Source organism: Salinivibrio sp. ML198 (assembly GCF_001996015.1).
In the GTDB taxonomy this organism is placed as follows: Bacteria; Pseudomonadota; Gammaproteobacteria; order Enterobacterales; family Vibrionaceae; genus Salinivibrio; species Salinivibrio siamensis.
In genome coordinates this window covers 38,536-54,167 of sequence record NZ_MUEZ01000020.1, presented here as the reverse complement: position 1 = coordinate 54,167, position 15,632 = coordinate 38,536, and the positions used below count along the sequence as shown (strand labels likewise).

At 51.8% G+C, this 15,632-nt stretch carries 17 protein-coding genes; 13 read left to right on the top strand and 4 right to left on the bottom strand.

Features of this window, described 5'->3' with window-relative positions:
- Positions 1-361 precede the first annotated feature (361 nt).
- The 12 genes from BZG25_RS13530 (at position 362) to mgtE (ending at position 9,738) form a co-directional block, all read left to right on the top strand.
- Positions 362-1,324 (top strand): calcium/sodium antiporter, encoded by a 963-nt coding sequence (locus BZG25_RS13530; RefSeq protein WP_046073915.1) that lies wholly within the window; start codon positions 362-364, stop codon positions 1,322-1,324.
- A gap of 12 nt (positions 1,325-1,336) precedes the next feature.
- Positions 1,337-2,311, top strand: a complete 975-nt coding sequence (locus BZG25_RS13525; protein WP_046073914.1) for a KpsF/GutQ family sugar-phosphate isomerase — start codon at positions 1,337-1,339, stop codon at positions 2,309-2,311.
- Positions 2,311-2,871 (top strand): 3-deoxy-manno-octulosonate-8-phosphatase KdsC, encoded by a 561-nt coding sequence (gene kdsC / locus BZG25_RS13520; RefSeq protein ID WP_077578664.1) that lies wholly within the window; start codon positions 2,311-2,313, stop codon positions 2,869-2,871. The genes BZG25_RS13525 and kdsC overlap by 1 nt, the downstream gene beginning before the upstream one ends.
- A complete protein-coding gene (gene lptC / locus BZG25_RS13515) occupies positions 2,868-3,431 on the top strand; it encodes an LPS export ABC transporter periplasmic protein LptC (protein ID WP_046073912.1) in 564 nt (187 codons plus the stop codon). Before kdsC ends, lptC begins: the two co-directional genes overlap by 4 nt.
- A complete protein-coding gene (lptA, locus tag BZG25_RS13510; RefSeq protein WP_046074202.1) occupies positions 3,412-3,945 on the top strand; it encodes a lipopolysaccharide transport periplasmic protein LptA in 534 nt (177 codons plus the stop codon). The genes lptC and lptA overlap by 20 nt, the downstream gene beginning before the upstream one ends.
- Before the next feature lie 8 nt (positions 3,946-3,953).
- The gene (gene lptB / locus BZG25_RS13505; RefSeq protein ID WP_046073911.1) at positions 3,954-4,679 is read left to right on the top strand and encodes an LPS export ABC transporter ATP-binding protein; all 726 of its coding nucleotides are present in this window, start codon (positions 3,954-3,956) and stop codon (positions 4,677-4,679) included.
- Positions 4,680-4,851: 172 nt separating this feature from the next.
- A complete protein-coding gene (locus BZG25_RS13500; protein WP_077578662.1) occupies positions 4,852-6,327 on the top strand; it encodes an RNA polymerase factor sigma-54 in 1,476 nt (491 codons plus the stop codon).
- Positions 6,328-6,352: 25 nt separating this feature from the next.
- Complete coding sequence (hpf, locus tag BZG25_RS13495) at positions 6,353-6,640, top strand: ribosome hibernation promoting factor (protein ID WP_046073909.1); 288 nt, start codon at positions 6,353-6,355, stop codon at positions 6,638-6,640.
- 3 nt (positions 6,641-6,643) lie between these two features.
- Positions 6,644-7,087, top strand: coding sequence for a PTS IIA-like nitrogen regulatory protein PtsN (gene ptsN, locus BZG25_RS13490; RefSeq protein ID WP_046073908.1), 444 nt, complete (start codon positions 6,644-6,646; stop codon positions 7,085-7,087).
- A gap of 25 nt (positions 7,088-7,112) precedes the next feature.
- Positions 7,113-7,964, top strand: a complete 852-nt coding sequence (rapZ, locus tag BZG25_RS13485; protein ID WP_046073907.1) for an RNase adapter RapZ — start codon at positions 7,113-7,115, stop codon at positions 7,962-7,964.
- The gene (locus tag BZG25_RS13480; RefSeq protein ID WP_046073906.1) at positions 7,961-8,236 is read left to right on the top strand and encodes an HPr family phosphocarrier protein; all 276 of its coding nucleotides are present in this window, start codon (positions 7,961-7,963) and stop codon (positions 8,234-8,236) included. Before rapZ ends, BZG25_RS13480 begins: the two co-directional genes overlap by 4 nt.
- Before the next feature lie 134 nt (positions 8,237-8,370).
- Complete coding sequence (gene mgtE / locus BZG25_RS13475; protein WP_046073905.1) at positions 8,371-9,738, top strand: magnesium transporter; 1,368 nt, start codon at positions 8,371-8,373, stop codon at positions 9,736-9,738.
- A gap of 83 nt (positions 9,739-9,821) precedes the next feature.
- Here the strand turns inward: mgtE and rpoD are convergent, their stop codons facing one another.
- From rpoD to rpsU, 4 genes are all read right to left on the bottom strand, one after another.
- Positions 9,822-11,669, bottom strand: coding sequence for an RNA polymerase sigma factor RpoD (rpoD, locus tag BZG25_RS13470; RefSeq protein ID WP_077578661.1), 1,848 nt, complete (start codon positions 11,667-11,669; stop codon positions 9,822-9,824).
- 93 nt (positions 11,670-11,762) lie between these two features.
- Positions 11,763-13,514, bottom strand: a complete 1,752-nt coding sequence (dnaG, locus tag BZG25_RS13465; RefSeq protein WP_077578660.1) for a DNA primase — start codon at positions 13,512-13,514, stop codon at positions 11,763-11,765.
- 82 nt (positions 13,515-13,596) lie between these two features.
- On the bottom strand, positions 13,597-14,040 hold the full coding sequence (locus BZG25_RS13460) for a GatB/YqeY domain-containing protein (RefSeq protein ID WP_077578659.1): 444 nt from the start codon (positions 14,038-14,040) through the stop codon (positions 13,597-13,599).
- 24 nt (positions 14,041-14,064) lie between these two features.
- Positions 14,065-14,280, bottom strand: a complete 216-nt coding sequence (rpsU, locus tag BZG25_RS13455; protein WP_046073901.1) for a 30S ribosomal protein S21 — start codon at positions 14,278-14,280, stop codon at positions 14,065-14,067.
- Between the two features lie 253 nt (positions 14,281-14,533).
- On the opposite strand from rpsU, the gene tsaD reads away from it, so the two are divergent.
- Entirely contained in the window at positions 14,534-15,559 is a 1,026-nt protein-coding gene (gene tsaD, locus BZG25_RS13450; protein ID WP_046073900.1) for a tRNA (adenosine(37)-N6)-threonylcarbamoyltransferase complex transferase subunit TsaD, read from the top strand.
- The last annotated feature ends 73 nt before the right edge of the window (positions 15,560-15,632 follow it).

Here is a 15,632-nt window from a genome sequence, read left to right as displayed (position 1 = left end):
AACAAAATTAAGTGGCTGATAATAAGGCGTCACCCACCCTAACACAAGCCACGCCGCACCTCAGCGCCCACAGGACGTGACTTATCCCTGATAATAGCAGCTTATCTTCGCTTTTCTTGTCAGACATAGGTCAGCTTACGTCCGACTAATGTAACGCTGCCATTCATAGCGACTGTTTCACGATGACTGTTTCATGGCGACCATTTCATGGCGACCGTTTCACGGCGACAACCCTCATGTTGATGAATGAAATCACCGATTTCATCGCTAAAGCACGGGCTTTTCGCTTCACATTTACCCCGTTAGCCGTCAGAATTGCACCTCATTTGTACCCAATCAAAAAACGCAAAGGATAGGTGTCATGGTCATAGCGGTTGCCATACTCATTGTTGGACTCATCGTGCTAGTGTGGAGTGCCGACCGATTAGTGTTCGGTGCGGCAGCAATCGCGAAAAACTACGGGGTCTCTCCGCTGGTGATCGGGATGACTATTTTGGCCATGGGCTCCTCTGCCCCAGAGATGATGGTCTCGGCCAACGCCGCCTTAGCGGATAAAACCGACACCGCCGTGGGTAATGTGTTGGGCTCCAACATCGCTAATATTGCGCTGATCCTCGGTTTCACCGCACTGATTAAGCCCCTTTCTATTGGCTCGACTATTATTCGTCGCGAGCTGCCTCTGATGCTAGGGGTCACCGTATTGGCTGGGGTGCTGCTTTGGAACAACCACCTGGGCTTTTTTGAAGGCGTGGGGCTGTTCACCCTGTTTGTGATTTTCATCCTAATGATGCTAAAAATCGGCAAAGACTCGGGTGGCACCGATCCAATACTGGCCGACCAACAATCGGATATTCCTAATGATGTCAGTAACCTGAAAGCGGTGCTGTGGATCATCATTGGTTTGCCATTGCTGCTGGTCTCTTCCGATCAAGTGGTTGACTCGGCGGTGACCATCGCGCAGTACTTTGGCATGAGCGATTTGGTGATCGGCTTGACCATCATCGCCATTGGCACCAGCTTGCCTGAGCTCGCCGCGTCGATAGCAGGGGTAATGAAAGGGGAAGATGATTTGGCCGTCGGCAATATTATCGGCTCAAACGTGTTCAATATTCTCGCAGTGATGGGGATCCCAGGATTACTCAACCCCTCAGCGATCAGTGAGTATGCCATGAGCCGCGATTATTATATTATGTTGGTGCTTTCCATCATGTTGCTGATTTTTGCGCTCGGTAAATCACGTAGCATCAACCGCATTGAAGGCGCTGTTTTTCTCCTTTGTTATATCGGCTATCAAGGCTACCTGTTTGTTAACGCAGCAGCCTAAACGGACACGAGTATGAGTGATTACAGTTTTGATTTTCGCCGCGCAGGGCTTGATGTGCTCAACATTGAGCAAGACGCGATTGCGCAGCTAAAAACGGCGATCGATGACCACTTCGCGGCCGCTTGCCAACTCATCTTACATGCCACGGGGAAAGTGGTGGTGATGGGCATGGGTAAATCCGGCCATATTGGTAAAAAAATCGCCGCGACATTGGCCAGCACGGGGACGCCCGCGTTTTTTGTCCATCCAGGGGAAGCCAGCCACGGCGATCTGGGAATGATAAACCAAGGTGATGTGGTACTGGCCATTTCCAACTCAGGGGAAGCCGGTGAAATCTTAACCTTGCTGCCCGTGATTAAACGCCTCGGGATCCCCTTGGTCTGTATGACCGGCAACCCTAATTCCAGCATGGGTCAGCTCGCGAAAGTGAATCTCAATATTCATGTCCCGCAAGAAGCCTGCCCATTGGCCTTGGCCCCCACCTCCAGCACCACCGCCACCTTAGTGATGGGCGATGCCCTCGCGATGGCGTTGATGCAAGCCAGAGGCTTTACCGCGAACGACTTTGCCCTCTCCCACCCCGGCGGCGCACTGGGGCGTAAGCTATTATTACGTATCAGTGATTTAATGCACCAAGACGAGCGCTTACCCGTGGTTGAGGACTCCGCCACCGTCCGTGATGCGCTTTTAGAGGTGTCAGAAAAAGGCCTAGGCATGACCGCGATTGTTGATAGCCACGGGCAACTGACGGGCGTGTTTACCGATGGCGATTTGCGCCGCTTGCTGGATATGCGCATTGACCTGCATACCACCACCATTGGCTCAGTGATGTCGACAAACCCGGTGACCATTGAACCGGAACTGCTCGCGGCAGAAGGACTCAAACTCATGGAAGAGCGTAAAATTAACGGACTGCTGGTTGCTAAAAACGGCCAGCTGCTCGGCGCCCTTAACATGCATGACCTTTTAAAAGCCGGAGTTATCTAATGGCCTCCACTGTGATTGACACCCTCTATGGCCCTGTGGCTGCCGACGTTTTTCAACGTGCGGCGGCGATAAAACTGCTGATTTGCGATATTGACGGCGTCTTCTCCGATGGCCGCGTATACATGGGCAATCAGGGTGAAGAGCTCAAAGCATTTCATACCCGTGATGGGTATGGCATCAAGTCGATCATGAATGCCGGCATCGAGGTCGCGGTGATCACAGGCCGCCAATCGCAGATTGTCGCGAACCGAATGCAAGCCCTCGGTGTCCAACATGTTTATCAAGGACAAAGTGACAAACTTACCGCGTATCAAGACTTGTGCCGCCATGTTGATGTTTTACCCGCACACACGGCCTACATTGGCGATGACTTAATTGATTGGCCGGTGATGGAGAAAGTCGGGCTTGCCTGCTGTGTGGCCGATGGTCACCCACTCCTTAAGCGTCGCGCGCACTTTGTCACGCAAACAGGCGGTGGCTTTGGTGCCGTGCGTGAAGTGTGTGATCTGATGTTAGAGGCGCGTGGCGAACTCGACCAACACAAGGGCTTGAGTTTATGATCCGGCGGCTTGGCCTGCTTCTATTGGTCGTGCTTTGTGCGGTAACCGGTTACTATTTATTGGTTCAGCATGGCTGGCAGCGGGTACAGCAGGTCACGCCTGATGCCGAAAAACCGCTGTTTACTGGCGAAGCGATTCAAACCGTGCAATATGATGCGGACGGCGTGCGCAGCTACACGGTGCACGCCAAACATCTTGAGCATTATGCCAAGATTGATGAAACCCACTTTAATGAGCCCGTTCTGTGGACGTACAAAGCAGGCAAAGAGGAAGAATGGCGCGTGAGTGCAGACTACGCGATATTGTCCGATGACCACCTGTTGACCATGACGGGCAACGTGCGCATTTTTAACCTACTACCGAATGCGCAAATTGATTCGGTAGCCACTGATTCGGTGACCCTGAATCTCACCACACGAGATTTTTGGTCAGAGAGTCCGACGACGATCACCGGCACCCGTTTTCAAACCAAAGGTAAACGGGTGAAAGGAAATTTCGGTAACCACCAGATGGAATTGTTAGACGATGTTAGAGGCCGATATGAAACGACCCCTCGTTAAAGCGCTGGCAGGTGCCATGTTGCTGCTGTCGCATTACTCACTGGCTCTGAGCAGTGATACTGAGCAACCTATTTATATAGAGTCAGAAAGCCAACACCTGGATATGGCGACCAACACGGTAACCTTTACCCAAAACGTGGTCCTGACCCAAGGCAGCATTAAAATCTTGGCCGATAAACTGATCGTGATTCGCCCAGAAGGCCAAGAAGGTGATGAAACCATCGAGGCGTATGGCAAGCCGGCGACGTTTGAGCAAACCATGGACGATGGCAAAGAGATTCATGGCGAAGCCAACAAACTGCGCTACGAAGTGGGCAATGAATTTCTTAAAATGTCGACCAATGCGATGCTTGAGCAAAGTGGCAATCAGGTGGAAGGTAACGTGATCACCTATGAAATCGACAAGCAACAACTTGTAGCAGAAAGTGATAGTACCAAACGCGTCACCACGATTTTGCAGCCGAGCACCAAATCGTCATCCTCTCAGGATGCATCCACGTCAGACGAGCAATAAGAGGCGACATGGCAACACTCACAGCAGCCAATTTGGCCAAAAGTTATAAAGGGCGAAAGGTGGTCGCCGATGTCAGCTTGGAAGTGAAATCCGGTGAAATTGTTGGTCTTTTAGGCCCTAACGGTGCAGGTAAAACCACGTCGTTTTACATGATTGTCGGCTTGGTCGCTCGTGACGAAGGGGCCATCTATATCGATGACAAAGACATTAGCATTCAGCCGATGCATAACCGCTCACGCCTGGGGATTGGCTACTTACCGCAAGAGGCCTCGATATTTCGCAAGCTGAGCGTCTACGATAACCTAATGGCGGTGTTACAAACCCGTAAGTCGTTAAGCAAAGAAGAGCGCCAAGACAAGGCAGAAGATCTGTTGGATGAGTTTAATATTCAGCATATCCGTGACAGCCTAGGGATGGCCTTATCCGGTGGTGAGCGCCGTCGGGTAGAGATCGCGCGTGCATTGGCCGCCAACCCAAAATTTATTTTGCTGGATGAGCCGTTTGCAGGGGTCGACCCGATATCGGTGATCGATATTAAGAAAATCATCGAGCACTTACGTGATCGTGGCTTAGGCGTGCTGATTACCGACCACAATGTGCGCGAAACACTCAGTGTCTGTGAACATGCTTACATTGTCAGCCAAGGACACTTGATTGCACACGGTACCCCTGATGAAGTGCTTAATGATGAGCATGTCAAACGGGTCTATTTGGGTGATCAGTTCAAACTCTAATGCACCTGATTACGCCAACTCGGTGAGCGTGTTCGGATAAAATATAGTGGACTGGCTCACGCTACAAACTGCCAATCAAGGCTATAGTTAATAAAGAGCGCTTGCCCTGTTAGCCAGAGCAAGCGTTTTTAACCTCTTCGGTCGTTGAAATAAGGAAAGGTGTACCGCCTCTATGAAACCCACGCTTCAGCTTAAGCTTGGACAACAGCTCGCAATGACACCGCAATTGCAGCAGGCTATCCGTCTGCTGCAATTGTCGACGCTGGACTTGCAACAGGAGATCCAAGAAGCGTTGGAAACCAACCCGCTGTTGGAACATGACGAAGGCCAAGATCAGGAGGCCAGTCAGCACGAGCAATCCCATGATCAAGATACCGCTGAGCAAGAAACAGCAACCGCCAGCGCGGACACCATGGAAACCTCGGACGCGTTTGAAAAGAACGAAATGCCGGACGATCTCCCGGTCGATACGACTTGGGATCATCTCTACTCTGCCGGTACCGGCAACACAGGCGCAGGGGCCAGCGGATACGACGACCAACCCGTTTACCAAGGGGAAACCACCCAAACGCTCTACGACTATTTAAAATGGCAGCTCGAACTGACGCCCTTTTCGGAAAACGATCAGGTGATCGCCATGGCGATCATTGATGCGGTGGACGATCAAGGTTACTTGTCGGTCAGCACCGAAGAGATCCTCGACAGCTTAGGAAGCGAAGAGATTGAGCTTGACGAAGTCGAAGCGGTGCTCAAACGCGTGCAACATTTTGATCCGCTGGGTGTGGCGTCTCGCTCACTGCAAGAGTGTTTGATGCTGCAACTGGCAACCTACGACGCCGATACCCCTTGGCTCAACGAGGCTCGTAAAGTGCTCACTGAACACATGGACTTACTCGCCAACCGTGATTATCGCCAGTTGATGCGTGAAACCCGGCTAAAAGAGCCTGAGCTTAAGTCAGTGATGCAATTGATTCATAGCCTCGAGCCACGCCCAGGTAACTTGATTGTGACCAACGAGGCCGAATATGTGGTGCCTGATGTCTCCGTGTTTAAGCATCAAGGGCAGTGGGTGGTCCAAATCAACCCAGATAGCGTGCCCAAACTGAAAGTGAACGAGCAATACGCTGCCTATGGTCGTAATGGTTGTAGCCCCTCTGATAGCCAGTTTATTCGCTCACACCTACAAGAAGCCAAGTGGCTGATCAAAAGCCTGGAAAGCCGTAATGACACCTTGCTGAAGGTGGCACGCTGTATTGTCGAACATCAACACGACTTCTTTGAGTACGGGGAAGAGGCCATGAAGCCGATGGTGCTTAACGACATCGCCTTGGATGTCGATATGCATGAGTCAACCATTTCCCGTGTCACGACACAAAAGTTCATGCATACGCCGCGCGGTATTTTCGAGCTGAAGTACTTTTTCTCTAGTCACGTCAGTACCGACAATGGCGGCGAGTGCTCATCCACAGCAATTCGCGCACTGATCAAAAAATTGGTCGCTGACGAGCCGGCTAATAAGCCGCTTAGCGACAGTAAGATTGCCACATTGCTGGCCGAGCAAGGCATTAAAGTTGCACGACGGACCATTGCTAAGTACCGAGAGTCACTGGGTATTGCGCCGTCAAACCAGCGTAAGCGTCTGCTATAGGCGCCTCAACAGAAGGAAAGTGTGTATGCAAATCAATCTGACCGGACAGTCTGTCGACGTCACGCCACCACTACGCGAGTATGTGGAGACCAAGTTTGCTAAACTCGAGCGCTTTTTCGAGCACATTAATAATGTCCATGTTGTACTGAATGTCCAAAAGCTCGACCAGATTGCAGAAGCAACGCTCCACGTGAACAACGGGGAGATCCATGCAAAAGCACAATCGCATGATATGTATGCGGCCATCGATGGGCTGACCGATAAGCTGGTCAAGCAACTGAGTAAACACAAAGAAAAGCTCAAACAGCACTAAGCTATGGAACTGAAAGAAGTACTGTCAGTGGACTGCACCCGCAGTGCCGTCCACTGCTCTAGCAAGAAACGCGCCCTGGAAATCATCAGCCAGGTTGCTGCGGACAAGCTGGGCACCAACGCACAAACCTTGTTTGAATGCATGCTAAGCCGCGAAAAGCTGGGGACGACCGGCATTGGGGCGGGCATTGCCATTCCCCATGGCCGCACGCTCGACAGCCAACATGCCGTAGGCGTGCTGCTACAATGCGCCGAGCCCATAGAGTTTGATGCGGTGGACAAACGGCCTGTCGATCTGCTGTTTGCGCTGCTAGTGCCCGATGAACAGTGCAAGGTACACCTGCAAACCCTGTCTGCGATTGCCGAGAAGTTGAATGACAAAAAGCTGTGTCGTCAGCTGCGCAATGCCAATTCAGACCAAGAGCTGTACAATATCATTACCCAATAATGGGCAACGCTGACGGGAGCGAACTATGATGCTAAAAATTGTCAGTGGCCGTTCCGGCTCAGGAAAGTCAGTGGCATTGCGGGTACTGGAGGATCTTGGTTATTACTGCGTGGATAACCTGCCCGTCAACTTACTGCGTGACTTTGTTGTCTCGCAAGACGATGCGGACGCAAAAATTGCCGTCAGTCTCGATATTCGCAATCTCCCCAACGCCAAAGAGCCGGTTGCCGACACCTTGGCTGCACTGCGCGAAATCTGCGATGTCACTGTGTACTATTTAGACGCCGACGATAAAGATCTGATTAAACGCTTCAGTGAAACCCGTCGTCTGCATCCCCTTTCTCGACACAACCTCTCATTAGAGCAGGCCATCCAAGCTGAAAAGCAGCAAATGGCGCCAATTAAAGAGCACGCGGATCGGGTAATTAACACCACGGGCTTGTCGATTCACGACTTGAGTGAGTCCGTACGTTCACTGGTACTGGGTCGCACCAGCAGCGATTTGGTGATGGTGTTTGAATCCTTTGGCTTTAAGCATGGTTTGCCCGCCGATGCCGATTATGTCTTTGATGTCCGTTTTCTCCCCAATCCACACTGGGAGCCCGCGCTTCGCCCTCATACTGGGCTCGAGAAGCCTGTGCGTATGTTTCTCGCCGCCCAACCTGACGTGGCCATGTTAGTGGCGCAAATAAAAGGTTTCCTCGAGTCGTGGCTACCTGCACTTAAAAACAATAACCGTAGCTATGTGACCGTGGCGATTGGCTGTACCGGGGGCAAACACCGCTCGGTGTATGTCGCGCAATACTTGTCGGATTATTTTCAGGAGCTGGGCGAGCAAGTGCAAACGCGTCACCGTACCTTGGAGCAAAAACAGTGACCTCGGTATCGACTCAAGTATGTATTCGTAACCGTTTAGGCTTGCATGCACGCGCCGCCATCAAGCTGGTTGAACTGGTGCAAGAGTATGATGCCGATGTGGTGCTGCAAAGCACAGATAAATCCGCCACTGCTGACAGTGTAATGGCCATGCTGATGCTGGAATCAGCGCAAGGCGAAACCATTACGGTATCGGCCAGCGGCCCGCAGGCAACAACAGCGCTTGATGCGGTGAAAGCATTATTTGAGGCGGGCTTCGACGAAGACAGCTAACGGTCCCGCCTCCTCAACCACTGCGCTGACCAGCGCGGTGAATGGCGCTAAATCCCCTCTATCACCGATTTGTCATGCGACAGACTCCCCTGATTAGGTTAGAATTTTAGTCATTGCATTTGGGGGAGTGGCCGATGGCAGACACATTAGAACAAGAACAAAGTAACCTAACCCACCAACGGCTCCAAGAAGTCACTCAATTGCTTGAGCAAGGCATGTTTGTGCGCGTACGCCGTATGCTCGAGGACATGGAGCCAGAAGACACTGCTCACCTTTTAGAGGCCTCTCCGCCGAAAGGACGTCTGGTACTTTGGCAGCTCACCGACCCGGAAGATCAAGGTGAGATCCTTGATGAGCTCTCAGAAGATGTGAAAGACGGCATCATGGTTCGCATGGCCCCTGATCAGCTCGCGGCAGCGACGGAAGGGATGGAAACCGATGATGTCGCTTACTTGCTCCGTAGCCTACCGCAAGACGTTTCCCAAGACGTGCTGGCGGAAATGGATGCCCAAGACCGGACGCGCGTACAGCAAGCCCTCTCCTACCCCGAGGAGTCCGCGGGCGGGATCATGAATACTGACGTCATCACCATTCGTGATGATGTGACCGTGGATGTGGTATTACGCTATTTGCGGATGCGCGGTGAGTTACCCGACACCACAGATACCCTGTATGTGATCGACCCAAACGGCCGCTTAATTGGTAATTTGCCGATCAGTGCCCTGTTGGTTAACCAACCGGATACCGATATCGCTGACATCATGGATGCACCGGATGAGGCGATCAGTGTCACCATGGACGACGGTGATGTCGCCAGCCTGTTTGAACGCCGTAATTGGGTCTCAGCCCCCGTGGTGGATGAGCACAACCACTTGGTCGGTCGAATCACCATTGATGATGTGGTGGACATTATTCGTGAAGACGCTGAACACTCGATGATGAGCATGGCAGGCCTTGATGACGAAGAAGACACCTTTGCCCCCGCGTTTAAAAGTGCGCGTCGTCGTAGCATCTGGCTGGGGATCAATGTATTGGCGGCCTTAACCGCGGCATCGGTCTCCAACATGTTTGAAGGCACCTTGGATAAAATGGCAGCCATCGCGGTATTGATGACCATTGTTCCTTCCATGGGCGGCGTGGCTGGCAACCAGACCGTCGCCTTGGTGATTCGCGGCCTGGCAGTTGGCCATATTGGCGACTCCAATACCCGCTGGCTGCTGGCCAAAGAAGCCACCGTTGGCATGATTAACGGCCTTGTCTGGTCGCTGATCATTGGCGGTGTGGTGGTATTATGGAAAGGCAGTCTTGAGCTGGGGTTGATCATTTCAGGCGCGATGATGGTCAACTTGTTTGTCGCGGGTATTGCTGGGGTGGCGATCCCCACGTTACTGAAAAAGTACAATATCGATCCGGCATTGGCCGGTGGGATGGCCCTGACCACCGTCACCGATGTGGTTGGCCTGCTCGCGTTTTTGGGGCTGGCCACCTTATTTATTACCTAGCCTCTATTACCTAGCCTCGTTAGGATAAAAAAAGGCGAGCCATCTGGCTCGCCTTTCTCATCAGGTCGCTTGAAACCGAGCTATTACTCGTCCAAGAAGCTACGCAATGTCTCAGAGCGGCTTGGATGACGTAACTTACGTAGCGCTTTCGCCTCAATCTGGCGAATACGTTCACGGGTCACATCAAACTGCTTACCCACTTCTTCCAGCGTATGGTCGGTATTCATTTCAATACCAAAGCGCATACGCAGTACTTTCGCTTCACGCGGTGTCAGGCCAGCTAGCACGTCATTGGTTGCCATTTTGAGGTTGTTCGACGTTGCCGAATCCATCGGTAGCTCCAACGTCGTGTCCTCGATAAAGTCACCCAGGTGTGAATCTTCATCATCACCGATTGGGGTTTCCATCGAGATCGGCTCTTTGGCGATCTTCAATACCTTGCGAATTTTATCTTCCGGCATCAACATCCGCTCAGCCAGCTCTTCAGGCAGCGGCTCACGCCCCATTTCCTGAAGCATCTGACGCGAAATACGGTTGAGCTTGTTGATAGTCTCAATCATGTGTACCGGAATACGGATGGTTCGCGCTTGGTCCGCAATCGAACGCGTGATTGCCTGACGGATCCACCAGGTCGCATAAGTTGAGAACTTATAGCCACGGCGATATTCAAACTTATCGACCGCTTTCATCAAGCCAATGTTACCTTCCTGGATAAGGTCCAAGAACTGCAGGCCACGGTTGGTATATTTCTTAGCAATCGAAATAACCAGACGTAGGTTGGCCTCAACCATTTCTTTTTTCGCACGGCGTGCTTTCGCTTCACCGATAGACATACGACGGCTGATGTCTTTGATCCGCTCGACCGACAAGCCCGTCTCTTCCTCGATGATCTTCAGCTTCTGCACACAGCGGCGAAGATCTTCTTCGTAACGCGCCACACGCTCTGCGTAAGGCTTGCCAGAGTTCAGTGCTTCGTCAATCCATGCATCCGATGACTCATTGCCCGCAAACAATTGAACGAAGGTTTTCTTCGGCATTTTGGCCTGATCGACACAAAGACGCATCACCAAACGCTCTTGGGTGCGCACCTTGTCCATGGTTTGACGCATGTCATTAACCAGACGATCAAACTGTTTGGGGATCAGACGGAACTGCTTAAACGTTTCAGACAGCGCATCGATCGACTCTTTCGTACGCTCATCATAACGGCCGTACTGTTGGATCGCCGTTTCCATCGCCGCATAGGTGCTACGAAGCTCGCTGAACTTCTCACGCGCCAGTTCAGGATCGATACCAACATCTTCATCACTCTCATCGTCTTCGTCGGTATCGTCTTTGTCTTCGTCTTCATCATCTTCGTCATCAAGCTCTTTTTCGCTGAGCTCGGAGCCGATATGGGTCGCCGTAGGTGCGACGTCATCCTGGTCTGGATCGATAAAACCAGAAATAATGTCGGTTAAGCGAAGCTCTTCTGCTTCCACTTTATCGAACTGATCGAGCAGTGAGGCAATCGAGGCCGGATATTCTGCCACCGAACACTGCACCTGGTTGATGCCGTCTTCGATACGCTTGGCGATATCGATCTCACCCTCACGGGTCAACAGCTCAACCGTGCCCATTTCTCGCATATACATGCGAACAGGATCCGTGGTGCGACCGATTTCACTCTCCACGCTAGAAAGTGCTGCCGCCGCTGCTTCGGCTGCGTCTTCGTCGGCCACGGTTTCTGACATCATTAGCTCATCGGCATCAGGGGCGGCTTCCACCACTTGAATGCCCATGTCGTTAATCATCTGAATGATGTCTTCTATTTGGTCGGAATCGACAATGTCTTCCGGGAGGTGGTCATTAACTTCGGCATAGGTCAGATAGCCTTGCTCCTTGCCTTTTGCGACAAGCAACTTTAGCTGTGACTGCGGATTTTGATCCATAGACGATATCCAACTTCGGGTCTGAGTGAAGAATTTAGTATGCGGAAACGCAAACCGCCAATTTTAACAAATGTCACCTTTGCTGGCTACTTTCTAAACGGACTGGCTCTGTATCAGTAGCATCAGTTCCCGCTTCTCTTCGACTGATAAGCCGACGGTATTTGACTTCGCTTGCAACTTGGCTATTTGTTGTTCGACACACTGGGCGAGTATTTTATCCAGTGAATCGCAAAAAAGTTCTGACGCATTTTCATCGTCAACATGTAGATCCCAGCCAGCCAAGCGGGCTAGCAAGGGCTCTTGTTTGGTTCCCCGCCAGCGCTCAAGCAACTGACCGGTAGTGATATGGGGGCGCTGTCGACAAATCTCAAGGATGGGGTTTAACAACGCTAACCCAGGTAAATCAATGGTGTCGGCCGATGGTAACGGCGGCACTTCTTGGCCGAGTTTAGGGTACTGCACTAATAGCGCAATCACCTCACGCATCGGCGTGCGTTTAATATCCTGCTGACCATGGACTTTTACCGGCTGGCCCTGGCGACGAATCAGGGTATCGAGCTGATGGTCATCCATGATACCCAGTTTCTGTCCTAGGGTATTACGCAAGTAAAGACGTAAGGTATCACCCGGCACCTTTTCAATCAGCGGCACCGCCAAATTCGCCAGCTTGGCTTTGCCCTCTTGGCTACTGGTGTCCACCTGCTTGAGCAACGTATTAAACATAAAGGTCGATAAGCTTTGTGCCTCACCTAAACGTTGCTCAAACCCCTCTTTGCCTTCTTGGCGGATCATGGAGTCAGGGTCGTCACCATCCGGCAAAAACATAAATTTTAATTGGCGACCATCATGAATATAAGGCAACGCTTGCTCCATCGCCCGCCAAGCGGCATCGCGCCCAGCTCTATCGCCGTCGTAGCAACACAGTATAGTACCGGTTTGCCGGAAAAGGGTTTGAATGTGTTCTCCCGTGGTCGAGGTGCCCAAGGAGGCGACCGCATAATCCACGCCAAATTGCGCCAATGCGACCACGTCCATGTACCCTTCTACCACGAGTATACGCTCTGGATGGCGATAGCGTTGCATCACCTCATACAAGCCATATAGCTCACGGCCTTTATGGAAAATCGGCGTTTCTGGCGAGTTGAGGTATTTAGGAGTGCCATCGCCTAATACACGCCCACCAAAACCGATCACTCGCCCGCGGCGGTCACGGATCGGGAACATCACGCGGCCACGGAACCTGTCGTAGCTATGGCCGTTATCGTTCTCAATCAACATGCCTGCGGTAAGCAACTGGCGAATATCGGCTTGATTGCGACCAAAGCGGCGCTTAATGGTGTCCCATTTATCAGGGACAAAACCGATACCAAACTGTTTAACCACTTCGCCGGATAGACCACGCTGTTTGAGGTAATCAATGGCCACTTGCCCTGCATCAGTGCGTAATTCCCCACTGTAGGTTCGGGCAATGGCTTCCATCATCTCGTAGATCTGACGCTTGTCATCACTGGGCATACTCGGACGCGTGTTACCGCCTCCTGTTTGCTCACGAGGTACCTCTAAGCCTAACGTGCTGGCGAGCTCTTCGATGGCATCAGGAAATTCGAGTCGTTCAAACTCCATCACAAAGTCGATGGCATTGCCGTGCACACCACATCCGAAGCAGTGATAAAACTGCTTATCTTGGCTTACACTGAATGAAGGCGTCTTTTCGTTATGGAAAGGGCAACAGGCACTGTAGTTTTTGCCTTTTTTCTTGAGCTTGACCCGTGCATCAATGATCTCAACGATGTCGAGACGTGAAAGCAAGTCATCAATGAATGCGCGCGGGATTCTGCCTGCCATAACCTGAAATTTATAGGGAGAGAAGCAAACAAGCCGCGCCGTCCAAATAGGAAAGCACGGCTTGTTATAGAGTGGGAAAAGGCTAGCCTAGGTGTGCTTTAACACGCTGGCTTACTTTTCCCATATCAGCACGGCCTTGAACTTGGGGTTTTAATACCCCCATCACTTTGCCCATGTCTTGCATTGACGATGCACCGGATTGTTCAACCGCTGCTTTCACCAATGCATCGACCTCGTCATCGCTTAGAGGTTGGGGTAGAAATTCTTCTATCACCGCAATCTCAGCGAGCTCTGTCTCGGCAAGATCATCACGACCGGCTGCTTGGTACTGGGCTACGGAATCACGGCGCTGCTTAACATTTTTGGTCAGCACAGCCAGGATCTCGTCGTCGCTCAGCGACTGACGGGTATCCACCTCTTGCTGCTTAATGGCTGCCATAACAAGGCGAAGCGTCCCTAGACGTGCCTTGTCTTTTTGTTTCATCGCCGTTTTCTGGGCGTCTTTTAGACGTTCAAGCAATTCCATAGCACCTTCCTGAATCTGTCTTTATTAGTACAGACGTACGCGGCGTTGGTTTTCGCGTGCCAACTTCTTCAGGTGACGCTTCTGAGCGGCAGCTTTAGCGCGTTTGCGAACGGTAGTTGGCTTTTCATAGTTCTCACGACGGCGAACTTCAGAAAGAATACCGGCTTTTTCACAAGAGCGCTTAAAGCGACGCAGTGCTACGTCAAATGGTTCGTTTTCACGTACTTTAACTACTGGCATGTGCCTTTCACCTCGGGGGTTGTCAGTTACTGCTGGCGAACAATTGGCCAGCCTTGATTAAAAATGGTGCGAAATTCTAATCCGAAGAAGGGGTGAATGTAAAGCGCATCTGGCGAATTACTTCTAAGCCATGTAAGATTGCGCGCACGGTCAGTCTGTTCTGACCCTCTCTTCTCCACTTCGATTGTCACATTATATCATGTGGGCAATGATCTTAAATACACAATCTATCGGCTGTTAACCTGAGGTTATGATGCGCATTTTAGGCATAGAGACATCTTGTGACGAAACCGGCATTGCGATCTACGACGATCACGCAGGTCTCTTGTCACACCAACTTTACAGTCAGGTAAAACTGCATGCCGATTATGGCGGCGTGGTACCCGAGCTGGCCTCGCGCGATCATGTTAAAAAAACCTTGCCACTGATTAAAGCGGCCATGGCAGAAGCCAACCTCACCCCCGCCCAGATTGACGGTATTGCCTATACCGCCGGTCCAGGATTGGTCGGTGCCTTACTGGTTGGCTCCACCATTGGCCGAAGCCTCGCCTATGCCTGGCAAGTCCCCGCGGTGGGCGTTCACCATATGGAAGGCCACCTTCTCGCCCCGATGCTAGAAGACAACCCGCCGCCGTTCCCGTTTATTGCCTTGTTGGTCTCTGGCGGACACACACAATTGGTCGAAGTGAAAGGGATTGGTCAGTATCGCATTCTTGGCGAGTCAATTGACGACGCCGCCGGTGAGGCGTTTGACAAAACCGCCAAGCTGATGGGCCTTGACTATCCGGGAGGGCCCTTGCTGTCGAAACTGGCAGAAAACGGCACCCACGGCCGCTTTACCTTTCCACGCCCGATGACCGACCGTCCCGGTTTAGACTTTAGCTTCTCAGGGTTAAAAACCTTTGCCGCCAATACCATTGCCGCCAATGAGACGGATGCGCAAACCCGTGCTGATATTGCCTATGCGTTTCAGGATGCCGTGGTCGATACCCTGGCTATCAAGTGTAAGCGTGCGCTAGACCAGTGCGGACTAAATCGCTTAGTGGTCGCGGGCGGCGTGAGTGCCAACCGTCATTTGCGGGAAAAGCTCGAAGCGCTGACGCAAAAACGGGGGGGCGATGTGTTCTATCCTCGCCCTGAGTTTTGTACCGATAATGGCGCGATGATCGCCTATGCGGGCATGCAGCGGCTTAAAAACGGCGAGCATATGGGGCTGGGTGTGAAAGCGCAGCCACGTTGGCCACTCGACACGCTTGCCGCGGTCGACAACGACGCCTAACATTGGTCAAACCTGATAGAAAAAAGGCAGCCTTACGCTGCCTTTTTGCTACTAACGCACCAGCGTATAACCT

Excerpts from the sequence above, each read along its gene's own strand:
- BZG25_RS13530 (WP_046073915.1), top strand. The coding sequence starts at position 362 with ATGGTCATAGCGGTTGCCATACTCATTGTTGGACTCATCGTGCTAGTG.
- tsaD (WP_046073900.1), top strand. The coding sequence starts at position 14,534 with ATGCGCATTTTAGGCATAGAGACATCTTGTGACGAAACCGGCATTGCG.
- dnaG (WP_077578660.1), bottom strand. The coding sequence starts at position 13,514 with ATGGCAGGCAGAATCCCGCGCGCATTCATTGATGACTTGCTTTCACGT.
- rapZ (WP_046073907.1), top strand. The coding sequence starts at position 7,113 with ATGATGCTAAAAATTGTCAGTGGCCGTTCCGGCTCAGGAAAGTCAGTG.
- mgtE (WP_046073905.1), top strand. The coding sequence starts at position 8,371 with ATGGCAGACACATTAGAACAAGAACAAAGTAACCTAACCCACCAACGG.
- ptsN (WP_046073908.1), top strand. The coding sequence starts at position 6,644 with ATGGAACTGAAAGAAGTACTGTCAGTGGACTGCACCCGCAGTGCCGTC.
- rpoD (WP_077578661.1), bottom strand. The coding sequence starts at position 11,669 with ATGGATCAAAATCCGCAGTCACAGCTAAAGTTGCTTGTCGCAAAAGGC.
- BZG25_RS13500 (WP_077578662.1), top strand. The coding sequence starts at position 4,852 with ATGAAACCCACGCTTCAGCTTAAGCTTGGACAACAGCTCGCAATGACA.
- BZG25_RS13460 (WP_077578659.1), bottom strand. The coding sequence starts at position 14,040 with ATGGAATTGCTTGAACGTCTAAAAGACGCCCAGAAAACGGCGATGAAA.
- rpsU (WP_046073901.1), bottom strand. The coding sequence starts at position 14,280 with ATGCCAGTAGTTAAAGTACGTGAAAACGAACCATTTGACGTAGCACTG.
- lptA (WP_046074202.1), top strand. The coding sequence starts at position 3,412 with ATGAAACGACCCCTCGTTAAAGCGCTGGCAGGTGCCATGTTGCTGCTG.
- hpf (WP_046073909.1), top strand. The coding sequence starts at position 6,353 with ATGCAAATCAATCTGACCGGACAGTCTGTCGACGTCACGCCACCACTA.
- lptB (WP_046073911.1), top strand. The coding sequence starts at position 3,954 with ATGGCAACACTCACAGCAGCCAATTTGGCCAAAAGTTATAAAGGGCGA.
- BZG25_RS13525 (WP_046073914.1), top strand. The coding sequence starts at position 1,337 with ATGAGTGATTACAGTTTTGATTTTCGCCGCGCAGGGCTTGATGTGCTC.
- kdsC (WP_077578664.1), top strand. The coding sequence starts at position 2,311 with ATGGCCTCCACTGTGATTGACACCCTCTATGGCCCTGTGGCTGCCGAC.
- lptC (WP_046073912.1), top strand. The coding sequence starts at position 2,868 with ATGATCCGGCGGCTTGGCCTGCTTCTATTGGTCGTGCTTTGTGCGGTA.